The 18,637-nt window shown below is 68.9% G+C and carries 20 protein-coding genes; 12 read left to right on the top strand and 8 right to left on the bottom strand.

The genetic code is table 11. From position 1 onward, the window contains the following. The first annotated feature begins 130 nt into the window (after positions 1-130). Genes ACTWPV_RS47015 through ACTWPV_RS47005 form a run of 3 tightly spaced genes read left to right on the top strand, consistent with a single transcriptional unit; the run spans position 131 to position 1,921 of the window. On the top strand, positions 131-571 hold the full coding sequence (locus ACTWPV_RS47015; protein WP_347650898.1) for a phage holin family protein: 441 nt from the start codon (positions 131-133) through the stop codon (positions 569-571). Next, on the top strand, positions 561-1,481 hold the full coding sequence (locus ACTWPV_RS47010; RefSeq protein ID WP_443156814.1) for an alpha/beta fold hydrolase: 921 nt from the start codon (positions 561-563) through the stop codon (positions 1,479-1,481). Before ACTWPV_RS47015 ends, ACTWPV_RS47010 begins: the two co-directional genes overlap by 11 nt. Further along, positions 1,478-1,921, top strand: coding sequence for a DUF309 domain-containing protein (locus tag ACTWPV_RS47005; RefSeq protein ID WP_347650896.1), 444 nt, complete (start codon positions 1,478-1,480; stop codon positions 1,919-1,921). The genes ACTWPV_RS47010 and ACTWPV_RS47005 overlap by 4 nt, the downstream gene beginning before the upstream one ends. 3 nt (positions 1,922-1,924) lie before the next feature. Here the strand turns inward: ACTWPV_RS47005 and ACTWPV_RS47000 are convergent, their stop codons facing one another. Next, positions 1,925-3,118 carry a MarP family serine protease gene (locus tag ACTWPV_RS47000; protein WP_443156813.1) on the bottom strand — a complete coding sequence of 398 codons (1,194 nt, stop codon included), beginning with the start codon at positions 3,116-3,118 and terminating at the stop codon, positions 1,925-1,927. Between the two features lie 82 nt (positions 3,119-3,200). On the opposite strand from ACTWPV_RS47000, the gene ACTWPV_RS46995 reads away from it, so the two are divergent. Then, positions 3,201-3,713: a HEAT repeat domain-containing protein gene (locus ACTWPV_RS46995; protein ID WP_347650894.1), complete on the top strand. Its 513-nt coding sequence runs from the start codon at positions 3,201-3,203 to the stop codon at positions 3,711-3,713. A gap of 7 nt (positions 3,714-3,720) precedes the next feature. On the opposite strand, the gene ACTWPV_RS46990 is transcribed toward ACTWPV_RS46995, so the two are convergent. Next, positions 3,721-4,356 carry an NUDIX hydrolase gene (locus tag ACTWPV_RS46990; protein WP_443156812.1) on the bottom strand — a complete coding sequence of 212 codons (636 nt, stop codon included), beginning with the start codon at positions 4,354-4,356 and terminating at the stop codon, positions 3,721-3,723. A 40-nt stretch (positions 4,357-4,396) separates the two neighbouring features. Beyond that, positions 4,397-5,119 carry an endonuclease III gene (gene nth / locus ACTWPV_RS46985; protein ID WP_347650891.1) on the bottom strand — a complete coding sequence of 241 codons (723 nt, stop codon included), beginning with the start codon at positions 5,117-5,119 and terminating at the stop codon, positions 4,397-4,399. Between the two features lie 213 nt (positions 5,120-5,332). Between nth and ACTWPV_RS46980 the strand changes: the two genes are divergently transcribed. Then, a complete protein-coding gene (locus ACTWPV_RS46980; protein ID WP_347617301.1) occupies positions 5,333-6,013 on the top strand; it encodes a Crp/Fnr family transcriptional regulator in 681 nt (226 codons plus the stop codon). 15 nt (positions 6,014-6,028) lie between these two features. Here ACTWPV_RS46980 and ACTWPV_RS46975 read toward each other — a convergent pair whose 3' ends face one another. Genes ACTWPV_RS46975 through ACTWPV_RS46960 form a run of 4 tightly spaced genes read right to left on the bottom strand, consistent with a single transcriptional unit; the run spans position 6,029 to position 8,279 of the window. Next, positions 6,029-6,820, bottom strand: a complete 792-nt coding sequence (locus tag ACTWPV_RS46975; RefSeq protein WP_347650890.1) for an MBL fold metallo-hydrolase — start codon at positions 6,818-6,820, stop codon at positions 6,029-6,031. Then, entirely contained in the window at positions 6,817-7,614 is a 798-nt protein-coding gene (locus tag ACTWPV_RS46970; RefSeq protein ID WP_443156822.1) for an NUDIX hydrolase, read from the bottom strand. Before ACTWPV_RS46970 ends, ACTWPV_RS46975 begins: the two co-directional genes overlap by 4 nt. Before the next feature lie 54 nt (positions 7,615-7,668). Next, positions 7,669-8,127, bottom strand: a complete 459-nt coding sequence (locus ACTWPV_RS46965; RefSeq protein WP_443156811.1) for a RidA family protein — start codon at positions 8,125-8,127, stop codon at positions 7,669-7,671. Then, on the bottom strand, positions 8,124-8,279 hold the full coding sequence (locus ACTWPV_RS46960; RefSeq protein ID WP_165959776.1) for a hypothetical protein: 156 nt from the start codon (positions 8,277-8,279) through the stop codon (positions 8,124-8,126). Before ACTWPV_RS46960 ends, ACTWPV_RS46965 begins: the two co-directional genes overlap by 4 nt. Positions 8,280-8,398: 119 nt before the next feature. Here ACTWPV_RS46960 and ACTWPV_RS46955 point away from each other — a divergent pair, with 119 nt between their 5' ends. Continuing rightward, positions 8,399-9,400, top strand: coding sequence for an ArsA-related P-loop ATPase (locus tag ACTWPV_RS46955; RefSeq protein ID WP_347650888.1), 1,002 nt, complete (start codon positions 8,399-8,401; stop codon positions 9,398-9,400). Beyond that, complete coding sequence (locus tag ACTWPV_RS46950) at positions 9,397-10,524, top strand: ArsA family ATPase (protein ID WP_443156810.1); 1,128 nt, start codon at positions 9,397-9,399, stop codon at positions 10,522-10,524. Before ACTWPV_RS46955 ends, ACTWPV_RS46950 begins: the two co-directional genes overlap by 4 nt. A 55-nt stretch (positions 10,525-10,579) precedes the next feature. On the opposite strand, the gene ACTWPV_RS46945 is transcribed toward ACTWPV_RS46950, so the two are convergent. After that, a complete protein-coding gene (locus ACTWPV_RS46945) occupies positions 10,580-10,876 on the bottom strand; it encodes a WhiB family transcriptional regulator (RefSeq protein ID WP_090771382.1) in 297 nt (98 codons plus the stop codon). A 243-nt stretch (positions 10,877-11,119) separates the two neighbouring features. Here ACTWPV_RS46945 and ACTWPV_RS46940 point away from each other — a divergent pair, with 243 nt between their 5' ends. The 5 genes from ACTWPV_RS46940 (at position 11,120) to ACTWPV_RS46920 (ending at position 18,206) form a co-directional block, all read left to right on the top strand. Next, the gene (locus tag ACTWPV_RS46940) at positions 11,120-13,369 is read left to right on the top strand and encodes a transglycosylase domain-containing protein (protein ID WP_443156809.1); all 2,250 of its coding nucleotides are present in this window, start codon (positions 11,120-11,122) and stop codon (positions 13,367-13,369) included. A 135-nt stretch (positions 13,370-13,504) separates the two neighbouring features. Further along, positions 13,505-13,903: a MerR family transcriptional regulator gene (locus tag ACTWPV_RS46935; RefSeq protein WP_443156808.1), complete on the top strand. Its 399-nt coding sequence runs from the start codon at positions 13,505-13,507 to the stop codon at positions 13,901-13,903. A 62-nt stretch (positions 13,904-13,965) separates the two neighbouring features. Beyond that, entirely contained in the window at positions 13,966-14,823 is an 858-nt protein-coding gene (locus tag ACTWPV_RS46930; protein WP_443156807.1) for a Vgb family protein, read from the top strand. Between the two features lie 789 nt (positions 14,824-15,612). Then, positions 15,613-17,559, top strand: coding sequence for a RiPP maturation radical SAM C-methyltransferase (locus ACTWPV_RS46925; RefSeq protein WP_443156806.1), 1,947 nt, complete (start codon positions 15,613-15,615; stop codon positions 17,557-17,559). Further along, positions 17,556-18,206 (top strand): DUF5825 family protein, encoded by a 651-nt coding sequence (locus ACTWPV_RS46920; protein ID WP_443156805.1) that lies wholly within the window; start codon positions 17,556-17,558, stop codon positions 18,204-18,206. The genes ACTWPV_RS46925 and ACTWPV_RS46920 overlap by 4 nt, the downstream gene beginning before the upstream one ends. Positions 18,207-18,637 lie beyond the last annotated feature (431 nt).

Genomic DNA, 18,637 nt, shown 5'->3' with positions numbered 1-18,637 from the left:
TGCGTACGCCCAAGCGGCACAAGCGTTATCTTGGCTGATCGGGTAGTTCTGGGAGTGATGGCGAGGCTCGCCCCCAGCGCGTCGCTGGATGATGTTTGACACGGCCACCAGGCCTCGATAGGAGACGTTCATGCCGCAGACTCCCGAGGAAGAATCCCTGGGCTCGCTGATCGCCCGGGCGAGCGATCACATCTCCGAACTCGTCCGTTCAGAGATCAAGCTGGCCAAGGCCGAGTTCAGGTTCGACGCCAAGCGGGTCGGCATGGCGGGTGGCATGTTCGCCGCCGCCGCCTTCATGGCTCATCTGTGCCTGATCCTCGCCTCGTTCACGATCGCCTACGTGCTGGCGCAGTGGATGCCTCAGTGGGCGGCCTTCCTCATCGTGACCGTGTTCTACCTGCTGGTCGCGGGTCTGCTGGTGTTCATCGGGATCCGCCGGCTCAAGGGCCTGGCCGGGATGAAGCGCACCACCAGGTCGATCAAGGGCCTGAGGGAGATCGCCACCCCGGAGGACCAGGCGCTGCCCGAGCTCAGGCCTGATCGCGAGCCGGTGGCGCGTGATGGCGCCTGACGAGTCGGTCGTCCAGATCGAGGGGCCATGGACGCACCGCTCGGTGCACGCGGGCGGCACCCGGTTCCACGTCGTGGAGGCGGGGCACGGGCCTCTGGTGATGCTGCTGCACGGGTTCCCGCAGTTCTGGTGGACGTGGCGCCACCAGCTCGAAGCGCTGCCCACCGCCGGCTATCGGGCGGTCGCGGTCGACCTGCGCGGCTACGGCGGCAGCGACAAACCGCCGCGCGGCTACGACCTGCCGACGCTGGCGGCCGACGCGACGGGGCTGATCCGGGCGCTCGGCGAGTCCGGGGCGATCGTGGTGGGGCACGACTGGGGCGGGTTGCTGGCCTGGACGATGGCCGTGCTGGAGCCGAAGTGCGTACGCCGGCTCGTCACCGTGTCGGCCCCGCATCCGCTGCGGCTGCGCGGCGCCCTGGCGACCGACCCGTTCGGCCAGCTCAAGGCGAGCATCCAGGCCCTCGGCTTCCAGCTGCCGCTGCTGCCGGAGCACCTGCTCACCCGCCGCGACGGAAGGCGGGTCGGCCGCTACCTCGACGAGTGGTCGCGCCCCGGCTGGCCGGAGCCCGAGGCAGCGCGCACCTACCGAGAGGCGTTCCGCATCCCCACCGTGGCGCACTGCGCGCTGGAATACCACCGCTGGTTCGGCCGCTCCCAGCTCCGCCCCGACGGCCGGCGCTACGCCAGGGTCATGCGCACCGAGATCCAGGCGCCCACGCTGCAGGTGCACGGGGCGCTCGACCCGCGGGTGCTCCCGCGTACGGCGCAGGGTTCGAGCCGTCACGTGGCGGCCCCCTACCGGTGGCGGCTGCTCGAAGGTGCGGGGCACTTCCCCCACGAGGAGATTCCCGACGTGTTCAACCAGGAGCTGCTCGGCTGGCTGGCCGACCCGGAGCCCGACCGATGAGAGACCGTGACCCCGAGGGCCGGCCGCGCAGCGCAAGGCCGCGCGACGCGTACGGCAGGCCGCTTCCCCATGGCTCGCCCGGCATGCCCAGGGTGCCCGACGACTACGCGCCCACCACCGAGCAGGCGCTGGCGGACGGCCGCCGTTTCCTGCGCGACGGCCTGCCGTTCAACGCCCACGAGGTGTTCGAGGGCCGCTGGAAGTGCGCGCCGGAGGACGAGCGCGAGCTGTGGCAGGGGCTCGCGCAGATCTGCGTCGGGCTCACGCATCTGCAGCGCGGCAACGGGCGCGGCGCGCTGACCCTGCTCAGCCGCGGCGCCGCCAAGGCGCAGTCGTACGGCGGCGCGTACGACGCGGTCGGCAAGGCCGCCTCCGGCCTGAGCCAGGACAGCGACCCCGGCGAGGCCATCGCCCTGATCCTGGCCAAGCTGCCGGGCTGAGGGTCAGTCGCACTCCTGTGTGCTGTCCGGAGTGGTGTCGTTGCGGCCTCTGGCGGCGTCGGGGGCGACCTCTTCGGCCGTCAGGACGTAGCCCGTCTCCTCTTCGTTGATCGCGGCGGCGAAGATCACGCCGTAGACGCGGCCCTCGGGCGTGAGCAGCGGCCCGCCGGAGTTGCCCGGCAGCACCTGGCCGCGGATCGCGTAGACCTTGCGCGTGACCGTGTCCTCGCGGTAGATGTCGGGGCCCTCGGCGTCGAGCTGGCCGCCGATCCTGGCCGACACGGCGGTGAAGCCCTGGCCCTTGGGGAAGCCGGCCACGATCGCGTCGTCGCCGCGCCCGCCGTCGCCGTCGAAGGCGAGCTGCGGCAGGTTGAGCCCGGGGACGTAGAGGATGGCGATGTCGCGCCGCGGGTTGTAGCGCACCACCGTGGCCTTGTGGCGCGTGTTGGTCGAGTCGACGATCTGCAGGTCGCGGGTCACGCCGGCGACCACGTGGGCGTTGGTCATGATCCGGCCGGGCGCGTAGACGAAGCCGGTGCCCTCGATGTGCTTGTTGCAGCTCTGCGCGTTGCCCTGCACCTTGACGATCGACCTGCGTGCCCTTTCGAGGCCTTTGCCGCCCTTCAGCACGCTCTGGTCGGGTGGCGGCACGTCGATGATCGTGCCGGCGCCGATGGCGTCGAAGACGGGCGGGAACTCCGAGCGGTCGATGAACTTCTTGAACGGCGCCTGCCAGTTACGCGCGGCCTGCGGGATCGCGTCGTCGACGGTGGTCAGCAGCGCGGAGTTCTTCACCTGGTCGACCAGCGGGGTGAACGCCGTGGAGACGATCAGCGACCCGATCAGCCAGGCGATGACCAGCACGGACAGGGCGCTGGCGAACGTGCCTCCGACGGCGTCGGCCACCCTGGCGGGCTCCCACGTGACGTGGCTGCGCACGACGGCGCCGAGCGTCGAGGAGGCGAACTGGCCGATGGTGGCGGACAGGAAGACGATCACGATGGCGAGCAGCGCCTGCGGCGTGTCACCGTCGACGACGGCCTTGGAGACGGGAGGCGCGATGAAGACGCCCAGCACGGCCCCGCCCACGAACCCCACGAAGCTCATCGCTCCGATGATGAACCCCTGCCGGTATCCCGAGATGCCGAAGGCGATCACGAGGCCGATCAGTATGAGGTCAAGCAGATCACCGCGCACGCTTCAAAGGTAGCCAGCGAGACGGTCAAGTGTGAACGTGTTCCGCCAGGACGGTGTCACCCTGCTGACTATCTTGGGCGCTATGCCGCCGGCCGAGGTAACAGTGCGCGATCTCATCGAGGCAGCTCTGCACGACACCGATCCGGACGGCCCGCTGCGCTGGCATGTTATCTCCATCCTGCGCCAGCGGAGCGATCTCGAGTCGTTCGTCGAGGCACGCCGGTTGTGCGCTGGCGACACGGTCGCCGAGCGGCTGCTGGGCGTGGACATCATGGGCATGTTGCAGCCGTTCGTGGACCGGACGCTGCCGGTGCTGCGCTACCTCGCCGCCAGCGAGGACGACGCCATGGTGCTCTATTCGGTGCTGATCGCGTTCGGCCACCTGGCCGACCCGCGCTCGCTGCCGTCCGTGATCGACCTGGCCGGCCACGGCGACGCCAGAGTGAGGTACGGGGCCGCGTACGCGCTGCAGCACGTGCTCGGCGAACCGCCCGACCGCGCGGGGCTGGAGACGCTGCGCGCGCTGGCCGCCGACAGCGACGCCGACGTGGCCGGCTGGGCCTCGCTCGGCGTGGCCCTGCGTACGGCTCCCTGAGGAGCGGCTAGTCGCGGGCCGCCAGCGGCGGCAGGTCCTCCACCTGGGCAGGGTCCCACGGCCGGTCGAGCCCTGCCTCGCGCAGCACGGAGTCGAGCACCATCGCGGTGAACCCCCACACCAGCATCCCGCGCACCCGAAACGCCGGCCCGAGCATGCCCTGGGGGTGCCGCAGGGAGATGCGGTTGACGGGATCGACCAGCTCGGCGATGGGCACCCGCTCGACGGAGTCGACCTCGTCGGGTGAGGCGGCGTGCACCGCGGACGGCTCGCGCCACCAGGCGATCACGGGCGTGACCCGGTTGTCGCTGAAGCTCAGGTAGAGCTCGGGCATCGTGCCCAGCACGTGGACGCCGGCGGGGTCGACGCCGGTCTCCTCCTCGGCCTCGCGCAGCGCCGCCTCGACGGGACCGGCATCCTCGGGGTCGACGCCGCCGCCGGGGAACGCGGGCTGGCCAGGGTGCCTGCGCCCGCGGTTGCTGCGCTGGATGAGCAGCACGTCGGGCCCGAGCGGCCCGTCGCCGAACAACATGAGCACCGCCGCCTCCCTCCCGCCTGTCACTGGTGGTCGCAGAGCTTGGGGCACTCGGGCCCGCTGTGCCTGCGCTGCCAGGGTGTCGAGCCAGTCGGGCACTTGTGTCACGCATCCTCCAACACGCCGTGGCGTCGATCACTTCCCCTGTTCAGGAGAAGGGGCCGTTCCTGACAAGCTTCGCCGCCTCGGCGGTGGCCGTGGGACCGGTGCCGTAGGAGGGGCAGAGGGCGGCCAGCGGGCAGACGCCGCACGCGGGGCGCCGGGCGTGGCAGATGCGGCGGCCGTGCCAGATCACCCGGTGGGAGAAGATCGTCCACTCGCGCTTGGGCAGCAGCTCGCCCACGATGTGCTCGATCTTGACCGGGTCGGTCTCGTCGGTCCAGCCGAAGCGGCGCACCAGCCGCTGGAAGTGGGTGTCGACGGTGAGCCCTGGCACGTCGAACGCGTTGCCCAGCACCACGTTGGCCGTCTTGCGGCCCACGCCGGGCAGCTTGACCAGGTCCTTCAGCCGGCCAGGCACCTCGCCGCCGTGGCGCTCGCAGATCGCCTGCGCCATGCCGATGATGCTGTTGGTCTTGGCGCGGAAGAAGCCGGTCGAGCGGATGATCTCTTCCATCTCGGACCGGTCGGCGGCGGCGTAGTCGGCCACCGACGGATATTTCGCGAACAGGATGGGAGTGACCATGTTGACCCGCTTGTCCGTGCACTGCGCGGACAGGATGGTCGCCACCAGCAGCTCAAGGGGGTTGGTGAAGTCGAGCTCGCAATGAGCATCAGGATAGGTCTCCGCGAGGATGCGGTTCATCTTGCGCGCCCGCCGCACTCGTGCGAGCTGGGTCTCCGGCTTGCGCCCCGCCGCGTTCGTGGCCATGCCGCAAGAGTAGAAGCTCTGGCAAACGGTTGAACCCGCGATGGCCGCAGCGGGTGGCCTCCTGTGGGGCACCCAGAGGTGCGTCGGGTAACTTTCCTCCCGGAATCCGGTAAACCCGATCAACACGGGCATGCCCGGAACACCCCGGCATTCCCATAACCTGTGTGTGCCGCCCGAAGTGGGGTGAGTCACAATGGCAGCAGAGGAGGCAGTGTGAACACCGAAGATGTGCTGGGCAAGGCCCCCCTGTTCGCCGCGCTGGACCGCGAGAGCGCCGCGGCGCTGCGCACCAGCATCACCGAGGTCCAGTTGCCCAAAGGACAGACGCTCTTCCACGAGAACGAGACGGGCGACCGCCTCTACGTCGTGCTCGACGGCAAGATCAAACTTTCCCGCACGTCGCCGGACGGGCGGGAAAACCTGCTCAGCGTGCTGGGGCCGAGCGAGATGTTCGGTGAGCTGTCGTTGTTCGACCCGAGGCCGCGCACGGCCACGGCGACCGCGCTGACCGAGGTGCGCCTGGCCGGGCTCGGCCACGACGACCTGCGGCCCTGGCTGACCGGCCGGCCCGAGGTGGCCCTGCACCTGCTGCGCGCGCTCGCCCAGCGGCTGCGCCGCACCAACGACGTGCTGGCCGACCTGGTGTTCACCGACGTGCCCGGACGAGTGGCCAAGCAGCTGCTCGACCTGGCCGAGCGGTTCGGCATCAAGACCGACGACGGCGTCCGGGTGCACCACGACCTGACCCAGGAAGAGCTGGCCCAGCTCGTCGGCGCCTCCCGCGAGACGGTCAACAAGGCGCTGGCCGACTTCGCCCAGCGCGGCTGGCTGCGCATCGAGGCCAAGGCCGTGGTCATCCTCGACATCGACCGGCTCTACAACCGCTCCAGATAGCCGTCGGCCCGCCGGTCAGGAGGCGTCGAGATAGTCCAGCTGGGCCAGCACCGACATCTCCGCCGCCGGCCAGAGCGACCGGTCGACGTCGGCGTACACGATCTTGACGATCTGGCGTGCCGTGCGCGCGCCCTGCTCGCGCGCTGCCCTGATCTGGTCGAGCCGCTCGCGCCGGTGCGCGATATAGCCGTCGAGCGCCCCGATCGGGTCGGGCAGCACAGGCCCGTGGCCCGGCAGCAGCGCCCGCGCCTCCATGCTCTCCGCCGCCGCCCTCAGCCGGTCGAGGCTGCGGAGATAGTCGGCCAGGCCGCCGTCGCGGGCGATGATCGTGGTGCCTCTTCCGAGCACCGTGTCGCCGGTCAGCATCGCCCTGTCCGCGGGCAGCCAGAAGCACAGCGAGTCGAACGAGTGGCCAGGCGTTCCGTACACGTGGAGCTCCAGCCCTGCCACGGTCACCACGTCGCCGTCGGCGAGGCCCTCGTCGCCCAGCCGGTGGCGCGGGTCGAGAGCCCGCACGGGAGCGTTCACCATCCGGGCGAAGCGCCTGGCGCCGCCGCTGTGGTCGAAATGGCCGTGGGTGAGCAGGATCTCGGTGACGCGGCGCTCGCCGAGATGGTCGCGTACGCGCTGAAGGTGTGACTCGTCCTCGGGCCCCGGATCGACGACCAGCACCTCCTCGCCCGCGCCGATCACCCACGTGTTGGTGCCGTCGAGCGTCATGGCGGAGGGGTTGGGGGCGAGCAGGTTCTCGGCGTGCTCCGTACGGGATCCGTCGGGCGTGCCGATCGGGATGCGCAGACCGCTCACGGAGCCACCACCAGCCGCATCTCGCCCTCGATCTCGACCGCCCTGGGCATGATGCGCACGATCTCCCTGGGCGTCGCCAGGACGTCGCCCACGCTGCCGTAGGCCGCCAGCTCGGTGAGCGTCCGGTGCGTGGGCGGCATGAGGAAGATCTTCCCCTGGCGCGCCAGCTCGACCGCCTCGGCCGGGCGCTGCCACACGACCTGGTCGGCCTCCCCGCCCACGTCACGGGTACGCTGCCCGTCGGGCAGCACGGCGGCGAAGAAGCGCGTGTCGAAGCGCTTGCGCTCGATCTCCGGCGTGATCCAGTGCGCCCACGGCTTGAGCAGGTCGGAGCGGAGCACCAGGCCGCGCCGGGCGAGGAAGTCGGCGAAGGCCAGGCTCCTGTCGATGAGGGCGAGCCGGTCGGCCTCCCAGTCGTCGCCGGTCGTGTCGGCGACCACGGAGCCGGGCCCGGGCCCGGCCAGCAGCACGCCCGACTCCTCGAACGTCTCGCGTACGGCCGCGCACACCAGCGCCCGCGCCAGCCGCTCGCTCGCCTTGAACACCGCGCCCCACTCCGCGGGGGACGGCCCGGACCAGGCGACCGCCTGGTCGGCGTCGCGCTCGTCCACGGAGCCGCCGGGGAAGACGTACGCGCCCGCCGCGAAGGCCATCGTGGACTTGCGCCGGAGCAGGTAGACCTCGGGGCCCTCGCGCAGCAACACCACGGTGGCGGCGTCCCGCGCGGGCACCGGCTCCACCCGTCCGGCGAGAACGTCCCGCGCCCGCGCGGCGAGCTCGGCTGGAAGCGGAATTCCGGTCACCTGACCTCCTTAGAACATCACTCGGTCATGGTGACATATCCCGATTCAGGCTACTTCGGCGATCAGCTCCACTTCCACGGGCGCGTCCAGCGGCAGCACGGCCATACCCACCGCGCTGCGGGCGTGCTTGCCCTGCTCCCCGAAGACCTCGGCGAGCAGATCGCTGGCGCCGTTGGCCACCTGCGGCTGCTCGGTGAAGCCGGGTGCACTGGCCACGAACACCACGACCTTGACGATCCGCCGCACCCTGGACAGCTCGCCCAGCTCGCCCTTGAGCGCCGCGACGGCGTTGAGCGCGCAGATGCGGGCCTGCGCCCGGCCCTCGTCGGTGCCCAGGTCGACGCCGAGCTTGCCGGTCTGGTGCAGCTTGCCCTCCAGCATCGGCACCTGGCCCGAGGTGTAGACCAGGTCGCCGGTGCGTACGGTGGCGACGTAGGAGCCCACGGGCGCGACGGGCGGCGGCAACGTCAGGCCCAGCTCTTCGATCTTCTGCTCAGGCGTCACTGCTTCTCCCGCTTGAAGTAGGCGACGAGCTGCTCGGGCGTGGCGCCCTGCAGGATCTGCACCAACTCCCAGCCGTCGGCGCCGAAGTTGTCGAGGATCATCTTGGTGTTGTGGATCAACACCGGGGCTGTGAGATATTCCCATTTCTTCATGGCTGTCAGCGTCTCACAAGAACCGCTGACAGCACCTTCCACCGACGCGGCGCCAGTGTGAGCAATCTCAAAGGGTGGTCGTCGGCTTTCGACAAGTGACCGTTCGGTAGCCTCGAATCGTGGACTCTCCGGACACGGACTGGGCCGGCGTGCGGCTGCACGTGGTCACCGGCAAGGGCGGCACCGGCAAGACGACCGTGGCCGCCGCTCTCGCTCTGGCTCTCGCCTCCGGCGGCCGAAAGGTGCTGCTCGTGGAGGTGGAGGGCCGGCAGGGCATCGCGCAGATCTTCGACCTGCCGCCGCTGCCGTACGAAGAGCGCAAGATCGCGGTGGCGCCCTCGGGCGGCGACGTCTTCGCGCTGTCCATCGACCCGGAAGCGGCCATGCTCGAATACATGGAGATGTTCTACGGGATGCGCAGCGCGGGCCGGGCGCTGACCAAGATGGGCATCGTCGACTTCGCCACCACCGTGGCACCGGGTTTCCGCGACGTCCTCGTCACCGGTAAGACGACCGAGGCCGTACGCCGGCGGGGCAGGAACGGCCGCCGGATCTACGACGCCGTCGTCCTGGACGCTCCACCGACCGGCCGCATCGCGCGGTTCCTCAACGTCACCCAGGAGGTGGCGGGCCTGGCCAAGGTCGGGCCCATCAAGAACCACTCCGAGCTGGTCAACAACGTGGTGAAATCCCCCGAGACCGCCGTGCACTTCGTCACGCTGCTGGAGGAGATGCCGGTCCAGGAGACGCTCGACGGCGTCGCCGAGCTCCGCGCCGCCGGCCTGCCCCCCGGCGGCATCTTCGTCAACATGGTCCGCGAGTCGCTGCTGCCGCAGGCCGCCCTTGACACGGCTGTCAAGGGCCGTTTCGACGCCGGTGAGCTCGTACTGGGGCTCAAGGCCGCGGGCGTGGCCGACGGCGCCGAGGCCACGGCGATGGCCGAGGCGCTCGCCGAGGAGCTCGTCGAACACGCCCACCGCACCGAGCTGGAGAAGGCCGAGCGCGAGTCGCTGGCCGAGGCGGGCCTGAAAAGCTACGAACTGCCGCTGCTGGCCGACGGCGTCGACCTGGCCGGCCTGTACGAACTCGCGGAGAGCATGCGCACCCAGGGAGCAGCGTGAAGAAGCCCGCCACCCTCGACATCGACGCGATCCTCGACGACCAGGGCACCCGGATCATCGTCTGCTGCGGCGCCGGCGGCGTGGGCAAGACCACGACCGCGGCTGCGCTCGGGCTGCGCGCCGCGGAGCGCGGCAGGTGCGTGGTCGTACTGACCGTCGACCCCGCCAAGCGCCTCGCCCAGTCGATGGGGCTGACCGAGCTGGACAACACGCCGCGCCTCGTCAGCTCCCCCGAGGGCGGCGGCCAGCTGTTCGCCATGATGCTCGACATGAAGCGCACGTTCGACGAGATCATCGAGGCGCACGCCGATCCCGAGCGGGCCCGGCAGATCCTGTCGAACCCCTTCTACCAGTCCCTTTCGTCCAGCTTCTCCGGCACCCAGGAATACATGGCCATGGAGAAACTGGGCCAGCTCCGCCGCTCCGACGAGTGGGACCTGATCATCGTGGACACCCCGCCCTCGCGGAACGCGCTCGACTTCCTCGACGCTCCCGAGCGCCTCGGGCGCTTCCTCGACGGCAGGTTCATCAGGCTGCTGACGGCTCCGGCCAAGGCCGGGGGGCGCAGCGCGTTCCGGCTGCTCAACGCCGGGTTCGGGTTGATGGCGGGCGCGATGACCAAGCTGCTCGGCGCTCAGGTGATCAAGGATCTGCAGACGTTCGTGTCCGCGCTCGACGCCGTGTTCGGCGGGTTCAGGCAGCGGGCCGAGATGACGTACCAGCTGCTGCAGGCCCCGGGCACGGCCTTCCTCGTGGTGGCCGCGCCCGAGCGCGACGCGATGCGCGAGGCGTCCTATTTCGTCGAGCGTTTGGCCGAGGAGCGCATGCCCCTGGCCGGCCTCGTGGTCAACCGCGTGCACGTGTCGCCCGCCCCAGCGCTCTCAGCCGCCCGCAGCGCGGCGGCCGCGGAAGACCTGGAGTCGAGGGGCGAGCATGAGCTGACCGCCGCCGTGCTGCGGCTGCACGCCGGCCGGATGCAGCTCACCGCTCGCGAGAGCCGCGAGCAGGAGCACTTCGCCTCGGCCCACCCCACGGTGCCCGTGGTGCAGGTCCGCGCCATGTCCGAGGACGTTCACGATCTCACAGGTCTGCGACAGATCGGTGACCTGCTGGCGACCGCCTGACAAAGAGAAAGTACGGCCGGCGGACGGCGCCGGCCGTACTCGCTCGTGGGCCTGATCAGCCCGCGATCAGCTCGTTGGTTCGTTCGTACTCTTCCTTGGCCGACTCGAGCAGGTCTCGCCACGAGTCGACGTCAGGACGCCGACGAAGCAGTGCACGCCGTTCTCGTTCTGTCATGCCGCCCCACACCCCGAACTCGATGCGGTTGTCCAGCGCATCGGCGAGGCACTCGGTGCGGACCGGGCAACCCCGGCAGATGAGCTTCGCCCTGTTCTGCGCGGCGCCCTGCACGAACAGGGCATCCGGATCCGCACCCTTACAGGCGGCACGGGAGGTCCAATCCGTGATCCACATTTTTCGACCCCACTCCCCTTAGGTGGTCAGTCGTCATTTGGGGCCGACGGGCGCGGGCGCCGAGCCTCCGTATTCAGTTGCCGCAGGGAGAACGTACGCAACGAGACGTTCGGGCCGACAGACCCCAGAGGACCAATTTCTCGGGCCTGATCTTGACCGGGAATGACTAGTCACCCCCATCAGTCAAGGCGAAATGGTGTCGCGCTACCGGTTCGGTCACCGTTTCGACGTACGCTAGGTAGCGTGCAAGCTCGCGGCAAAGATCGCTCCAACCCCGTCCTCAACATCCTGCGACTGATCATCGCCGGATCGGCGGCCGGGGTGCTCGCGGCCGCCGTGGCGCTGCCGGCGGTCGGCGGAGCCGGGATGTCCACGAAGAGCGCCGTCGAAGGGCTCAACCTCAAGCCGGAAAACCTCGATGAGCCTCCTCTGCCCGAGCGGACCGAGCTGCTCGATGCCAACGGCAAGAAGATCGCCTGGTTCTACTTCGAAAACCGTCAGTCCGTGCCCCTCGACAAGGTCGCGCCGATCATGCGGACGGCGCTCATCTCGATCGAGGACTTCCGTTTCTACCAGCACGGACCGATCGATGTGGAGGGAACGGCCAGAGCGCTGATGAAGAATTTCACCAGCGGCGGCGTGACACAGGGCGGCTCGTCCATCACCCAGCAGTACGTCAAGCAGGTGCTGGTCAACAAGGCTGAGACGCCGGAGGAATACCAGGCGGCCATCGCGCCCACCATCTCCCGCAAGCTGACCGAGCTGCGTTACGCGATGGCGATCGAGAAGAAGTACACCAAGGACCAGATTCTCGAGAAATATCTGAACATCGCCTACTTCGGCGCCGGCGCCCACGGCATCCAGGCCGCGGCCAAACGCTTCTTCGACAAGCCCGCCTCCGAGCTCGACCTCGCCGAGGCCGCCACGCTGGCCGGCGCCGTGCAGAACCCCGCGCGCACCGACCCCAACGTCGACTCCGACTCCCGCAAGCGGCTGCTGGAACGGCGCAACGTCGTGCTCGACCGGATGGCCCAGATCGGCAAGATCACGCCAAAGGACGCCGCCGAGGCCAAGAAGGAGAAGCTGGGCTACAAGGACGTCAAGATGTCCGGCGGCTGCGAGTCCAGCAAGTTCCCGTACTTCTGCCTCTACGTCCAGTACGAGATCCTCAACAACGAAGACTTCGGCAAGAACCAGGACGAGCGCCGCAAGCTGCTCCAGCGCGGCGGCATGAAGATCAAGACCACGATCGACCCCAAGATGCAGGCCGCCGCCGAGAAGGCCATCAAGAAGTACGTCAGCACCAAGGACAAGCCGGTCGCCTCGCAGGCCATGATCGTGCCCGGCACCGGTGAGATCAAGGCCATGGCCGCCTCCCGCAAGTTCGGCGGCAGCAAGAAGAAGAACGAGATGAGCTACAACATCGTGGCCGACGCGGCGCACGGTGGCGGGCGCGGCTTCCAGCAGGGCTCGACGGCCAAGGTCTACACACTGGCCGCCGCCCTGGAAGAGGGCATGAAGTACAGCGACGGCTTCCCCTCCCCCTCCGGCTACAAGGCCGGCAGCTACAGCTCGTTCAAGAACTGCGAAGGCAAGAACGTCGGCGACCCGAGCCACACCGTGCGCAACTCCAGCGAGGGCGGCGGCGGCTTCAAGACCCTGCAGACCGGCACGTGGGGGTCGGTCAACACCTTCTTCGTCAAGCTGTCGCAGGAGGTCGGCCTCTGCAAGGTCGTCAAGATGGCCAAGCGCCTCGGGGTCAAGCGGGCCGACGGCCAGAAACTCTCCGAGGTTGAGACGTTCACGCTGGGTGTCAACGAGGTCGACCCCGTCACGATCGCCAACTCGTACGCGGTGTTCGCGGCCCGCGGAAAATACTGCAAGCCGCTGGCCATCACCGAGATCACGGACCGTAACGGCGCGACGAAGCAGTACAAACCGAAGTGCTCCCAGGCGCTGGACGAAGAGGTCGCCGACGCGGTCAACGGCATCCTGGAGGGCGTCTTCACCAAGGGCACGATGAGCGGCGTGGGCGGCATCGGCAGGGACGCGGCCGGCAAGACCGGCACGACCGACAACTACATGTCGGCATGGTTCGCCGGTTACACGCCCAACCTGGCCTCCGCGGTCAGCCTCGGCGACCCGCGCGGCACCTCGGCACACAAGCTGATCGGCATCAGGATCGGCGGCACTTACTACCCGTACGTGTACGGGTCCTCCATCTCCGGGCGCATCTGGAAAGACTCGATGCTCTCGGCCCTGAAGGGGGTCGAGCCGCGGCACTTCACGTCGGTCGACAAGTCGCGGTTCGGCGGGTGCACCGACAACTGCGCGCCCAAGCCCAAGAAGAAGCGCGACGACCGGCGAGGCGACAGGGGCCCGCTCGACATCTTCGACCCGGGCAACCGCGACTGGCCCGGTGATGGTGACCGGGCCCCCTGGGAGGGCCGTGGCGGCGACGGACGGCCCGGCGGCTGGCGCGACCGCGGCTGACCGGACGCGGGTCTGCACGCGGTCGCTGCGGCCGATCTACACGAGCATCCCGCGCCGCAAAGGTGTTCAGCGCCCGTTATCCCTGATAGACGCCGGGTTTGCGTTGGAGCGCGCTCCAACTCCTAGCGTGGGCCCATGTCAGCATCACCGCAACTGAACGATGACGCGCAGACCCTGTCGATCACCGAGGTATCCCGCAGAACCGGCCTGTCCGCCCACACCCTTCGCTACTACGAGAAGGCCGGGCTCATCCAAGCCGTCCGCCGTAGCCCTGTCGGCGTGCGCCGGTACGCGACCGCCGACATGGACTGGCTCGCCTTCCTGATGCGCCTGCGCGACACGGGTATGTCGATCGCCGACATGAAACTGTTCGCCGAACTGCGCAGGGCCGGCGACGAAAGCATCGCCGCAAGGCTGGAATTACTGAGCGACCATCGCAAGGTCGTCGACCAGCGCTTACGGAGCCTGCGTTCGAGCATGCGCGCGCTGGACAAGAAGATCGCGCACTACCGAGCCCTCCTGGAGGACAGGTGAACGCGGCAGCGGATTCCCTTCGACCCTCGAGCCCGCCCGGTGGGAGGGCAGGCGCGGGTGCCATGCGCATGCCCGGTGGGGCGCGGGCGAACGTCGTACGACGTCTACTGGGCGTGGTTCTGCTGGCGCTGACAGTCGGGTGCGCCGGCGAGACGAGTCGGACGCCCCCTACCGGCGCCCCGCCGCTCGCTTCGTCCGGAGCCGCGTCCGCGGCGATCCACACCGGCTTCTCCGCGCCGACCGGTCTGGCGTTCGCCCCGGACGGGACGCTGTACGTCTCCAACTGGTCGGGCGGGACGGTCGAACGTGTCACCCCGGACGGCGCGCGCTCGACGTTCGCGGAGGTGAGTGCGCCCGCCGGGCTGGCCCTGGACACCAAGGGCAACCTTTACGTCGCCAGTTACTCCGGCGACACCGTGTACCGGATCAGCCCGGCAGGGCGGCGCCAGGAGTTCGCGACGGGATTTCACACCCCGACAGGCATCGGTTTCGACTCGCGCGGCAACCTGCTGGTCTGCAACCGGGCCAGCAACGAGATCATGCGAGTCGCCCCCGACGGCACGGTGAGCAGGGTAGCCGGTGGGCTCAGCACGCCCGTCGGCGTGGCCGAGGACGCAGGGGGCACGATCTTCGTGGCCAACTACACGGGCGGGACCCTGTCACGCATCGGCCGCGACGGCCGGGTGACCACGCACTCCGATGACTTCGACGGGCTCGGAGTCGGTCTGGTCGTCGGCCGGGACAATCGCCTGTACGCCACGGATCGGGCAGCGGGCGCCATCAAGCGGGTGGATCAGGACGGAAGAGCCGTCGCGGTCATGTCGGGCCTCGGCTCACCCGTCGCGCTCGGTGTGAACGCCGCCGGCACCATCTACACGGCGACCTGGGATGACGGCGCCCTCTACCAGGTGCCCGCTTGACCGGCGGCTCAGGCATCTGCCGGGTCCTTCAGAGGGCGCCCAGGGCTTGACGCTTGGCGAGCCTCAGGCTCGACACCTTCGACACGCCTGGCCGGCTCCCAGCGCGGAGGGGCAAGGTGGCTGCGCGTCAAGCCGCAGGAAGGGCGGCGGTGATGCGGCTCGCGAGACCTTCGCGCATGGCGATCGTCGCGGTCCGGTTCATCGCGCGGACCGTCGATGGGGCCCTGGCAGGACACATCACAACGTTGCCGGGACCGCCATCCCGACGCGTCGAAGAGGTCGACTTTTGCGTAGGGTTGATGTTTTCTGGTCAGCCCTGCGCCTGTCTCCCGCATGGCATAAAACGCCATTTATATGGCGCCATCGGTCCTTGACGCCCTATTTCGGCCAAAGATTAACTTGACCGGTAAAAATCACCGTACGCCAAGAGAGGAATCGTCACGCTTTCCGACTGGCCGTCACAGCGGCGTCAGGGGAATGTTCGCAACCTGCCGCACCGTGTGGCCGACCATCTTGCACGAACAGGAGGTGCGCCGCGTGAAGAAGACGATCGTTCACAACGACCCTCTGGACAGGGCCAAGCAGAGCCCGGCCAGCAGGGCATGGAAGACATCCGGATGGGAAGTCATCGTGCCCCACACGAAGTAGGAACACCCCGGCAACCACTCCGACGATCGGGGTGGTTGCTCCTTTCCTGCGGCGGCTCGGGGCAGGCGGCCCTCGGCAGGCCTCTGCCTCACCGGCGCCGCCCTGATGCTCATGGAAAGCACACGATCACTGAGGACTCTCGTGCGTATCTTCCTCGTCAACATGCCATGGGCGATGATCGACGCGCCATCCCTGGCGCTTGGCATCCTGCGCAACGCCGCCGTGGCTGCCGTCCCTGACGCCGAGGTGACCGTGGTGCACGCCAATCTCGACTACGTCGACTGGGTCGTGGGCCGGCATCGGTTCACCACGCATGACTACCACTACTACTGCATCGACAGTTACTTCTCCGGAGTCGGCGACTGGGTCTTTTCCTCCGCGCTCTACCGCGACCCGCAATGGCGGACAGGCGAGCCGGGCGAGGAGACATGGCTGACTGACGAGCGTCACGAGCTCAGCCTCGACCTGCACGCCTCAGCCCCGGAGTTCGTCGAGGAACTCGCCGCCGGAATCGTGGCGGCCGAGCCGGACGTGGTGGGTTTTACTTCTACGTTCCAGCAGAACACGGCGGCGCTGGCCACAGCGCAGGCGGTCAAGCGGGCCTCGCCGCAGGTGCGTGTCGCCTTCGGTGGGGCCAACTGCGACGGCGCCCAGGGTGCGGCCCTGCACCGCAACTTCCCCTTCGTGGACTACGTGATTCGCGGTGAGGGAGACGTGGCGTTCCCCGCGCTGCTGAAGGTGCTGGCGGGCCCAGAGCTCGCCGAGCCCACCGCCGCAGCCGCAGATCCCGCGGCGCTCGCCGTTATCCCGGGCCTGTGCTGGCGAGGGCCGGACGGCGGCCACCACGCGAACCCCATGACCGGCCGAGCACTGCCGCCGAGCGAGATCGTGACCCCGGACTACGACGGATTCTTCGAGCGGCTGGAGTCGTCGGCGGCCCATGACTGGGTGGAGCCGAAGCTGGTCGTCGAAAGCGCCCGCGGATGCTGGTGGGGCCAGAAGCACCACTGCACCTTCTGCGGGCTCAACGGCTCGTTCATGGAATTCCGCAGTAAGAACCCCGCGGCGTTTTACGACGAGATCATCCGGCTGGTCCGCCGCCACAAGGTGCTCGACATGTACGTGGTGGACAACATCCTCGACATGGGCTACCTCACCACGCTCATACCCAGGCTGGCGGAGTCCAGCTACGATCTGCGGCTGCACTACGAGATCAAGTCCAACCTCAGGCGCGACCAGCTGAGAGCGTTGGCCGGTGCCGGCGTGGTCAGCGTTCAGCCAGGCATAGAGAACCTGAGCAGCCGGGTCCTGAAGATCATGGACAAGGGTGTCTCCGGGTGCCAGAACGTACGGCTGCTGCGCGACGCCTACGGCACCGGCCTGACACTGACCTGGAACTACCTCTACGGCTTTCCCGGCGAGCGGCCTGAGGACTACCTCCCACTGATCGCGCAGTTCCCGGCCCTGCACCATCTTCCCCCGCCTGACGTGGTGACCAGGCTCGTGATCGAGCGATTCAGCCCGTACTTCGACCGGCCCGAGCTTGGCTTCGCGCCGCTGGAGCCCGCCTCCCAGTACCACCGGATCTACGACCTCCCGAATGAGGAGCTGATGGACCTGGCGTACATGTTCGCCGCACCGCGCCATGGGATCGACGAGTCGGTCGCCGACGTGCTGCGGGAGGCGGTGGGGGAGTGGCAGCGGGCGTATGCCGAGAGCCGGTTCGGCTACCTCGATCTGGGCGACTCCATCGTGCTGGTCAGTCGGCGCGCGCGGTTCGACTGGACCGTACATTCGCTGCGCGACCCGGTAGAGGTGGCCGCCTTCCGGCTGCTCGACCAGCCGCGTACGGTCCCCGGGCTGGTGCGTGAACTCGCGGGCTCGGTGACGGAGCCCGAAGTCGACGCGTTGCTCGACCGATGGTGCCGGCTGGGCATCGCCTTCGCCGACGCCGGTCACTATGTCCACGTCGCCGCAGTGGCCGACAACCAGGAGCTGCTCCGCATCGGTCAGCGCCTTGACGGATCGAGCCCAGACCTCTTCGACCATCTCCCACCGGCGGCAACCTCCCCGGTGCCCGCGACATGACGGCGCCGGGTTCGCTGACGCTGACCTTGTGGCATCACCACGACCAGGAGCTGCTCCGGCTTCCGGCCGTCGCCATGGGCAGCCGTCGGGTCGGCGCAGGCGACCCACCAGCGGAACTGGCCGCCACGCTCTACCACCAGGGAGTACGCCGAGTCGCCCTCGATCGCCCGGTCGATCTGACCGACCGACAGGGTGCCGCCACCGTGGTCGGGTGGTTGCTGCTGTTGACCGAGCTCACGAGCTGGGCACTGGTCGTCGACTGGGAGGTACGGCTGGGCCCGGCTCTGGAGAACTGGCGGCTGCTCAGCCACCTTTACCCGCCTCGGGCGGTGCTGGACTCGGCGGGCCGCGATGTCGGCGACGACTGGCGCGAGGAGTTCTACCTCGGTAAATGTATGTGGCGGCAGGGACCAGGGTTCGTGGAGGTACGGGACCGGCGGCCAGGTTCGCTGGCCCGCTACGTCATCGACGACGTCGACTACCTGCGGGCAGTCGACAGGCTCTCGTCGAGCTGCCGCGCCGACCAGGTGCCGGCTGCGGTACTCGACGACCTGGTCAGCGAAGGGCTGGTGGGTCAGGTGGGAGACGTTGCCTGGTGGATGCCGTACCGGGTACGCCGCTGGCCGTGGGGCGGTATGGTGATCTGACCGCATCGAACCAACCACCACGCGACGCCGACTCCCGGCGGAGTAAGACCCGGCGCGGCGGTTGCGCCCACGGGAGTGGTGTACGGGTTTGACTCCGTTCATCACCTTGATGCCCGCGAGGGAAGATCGATGTGACAGACCGCAGCCCTGGTCGATCAGGGGTTCAAGAACACGGTCTCCGACCATGGAGCCGGGCTCGGGATCGACACCGGCGCCTGACCCGCGACCATGACTACCTGCCGGCCTGCTCTCGACAGATCCTGGACGCCTGACTAGAGCGGCCAGGCATCCAGACGCCGCGCCGTCTGAGACCCGACCGCCGCGCCAGACGGCCACAGAGAGCGGCTCAAGGCTGCTGAGGGCGCTGCACGCCGGGTTGAACGGCTGGATCCCGCACAGCACCGGGATCCAGCCCTCAGGCCCATCACACC

It is taken from the genome of Nonomuraea sp. KM88, assembly GCF_052245635.1.
Taxonomy (GTDB): domain Bacteria; phylum Actinomycetota; class Actinomycetes; order Streptosporangiales; family Streptosporangiaceae; genus Nonomuraea.
This window is presented reverse-complemented; position numbering and strand designations above follow the sequence as displayed.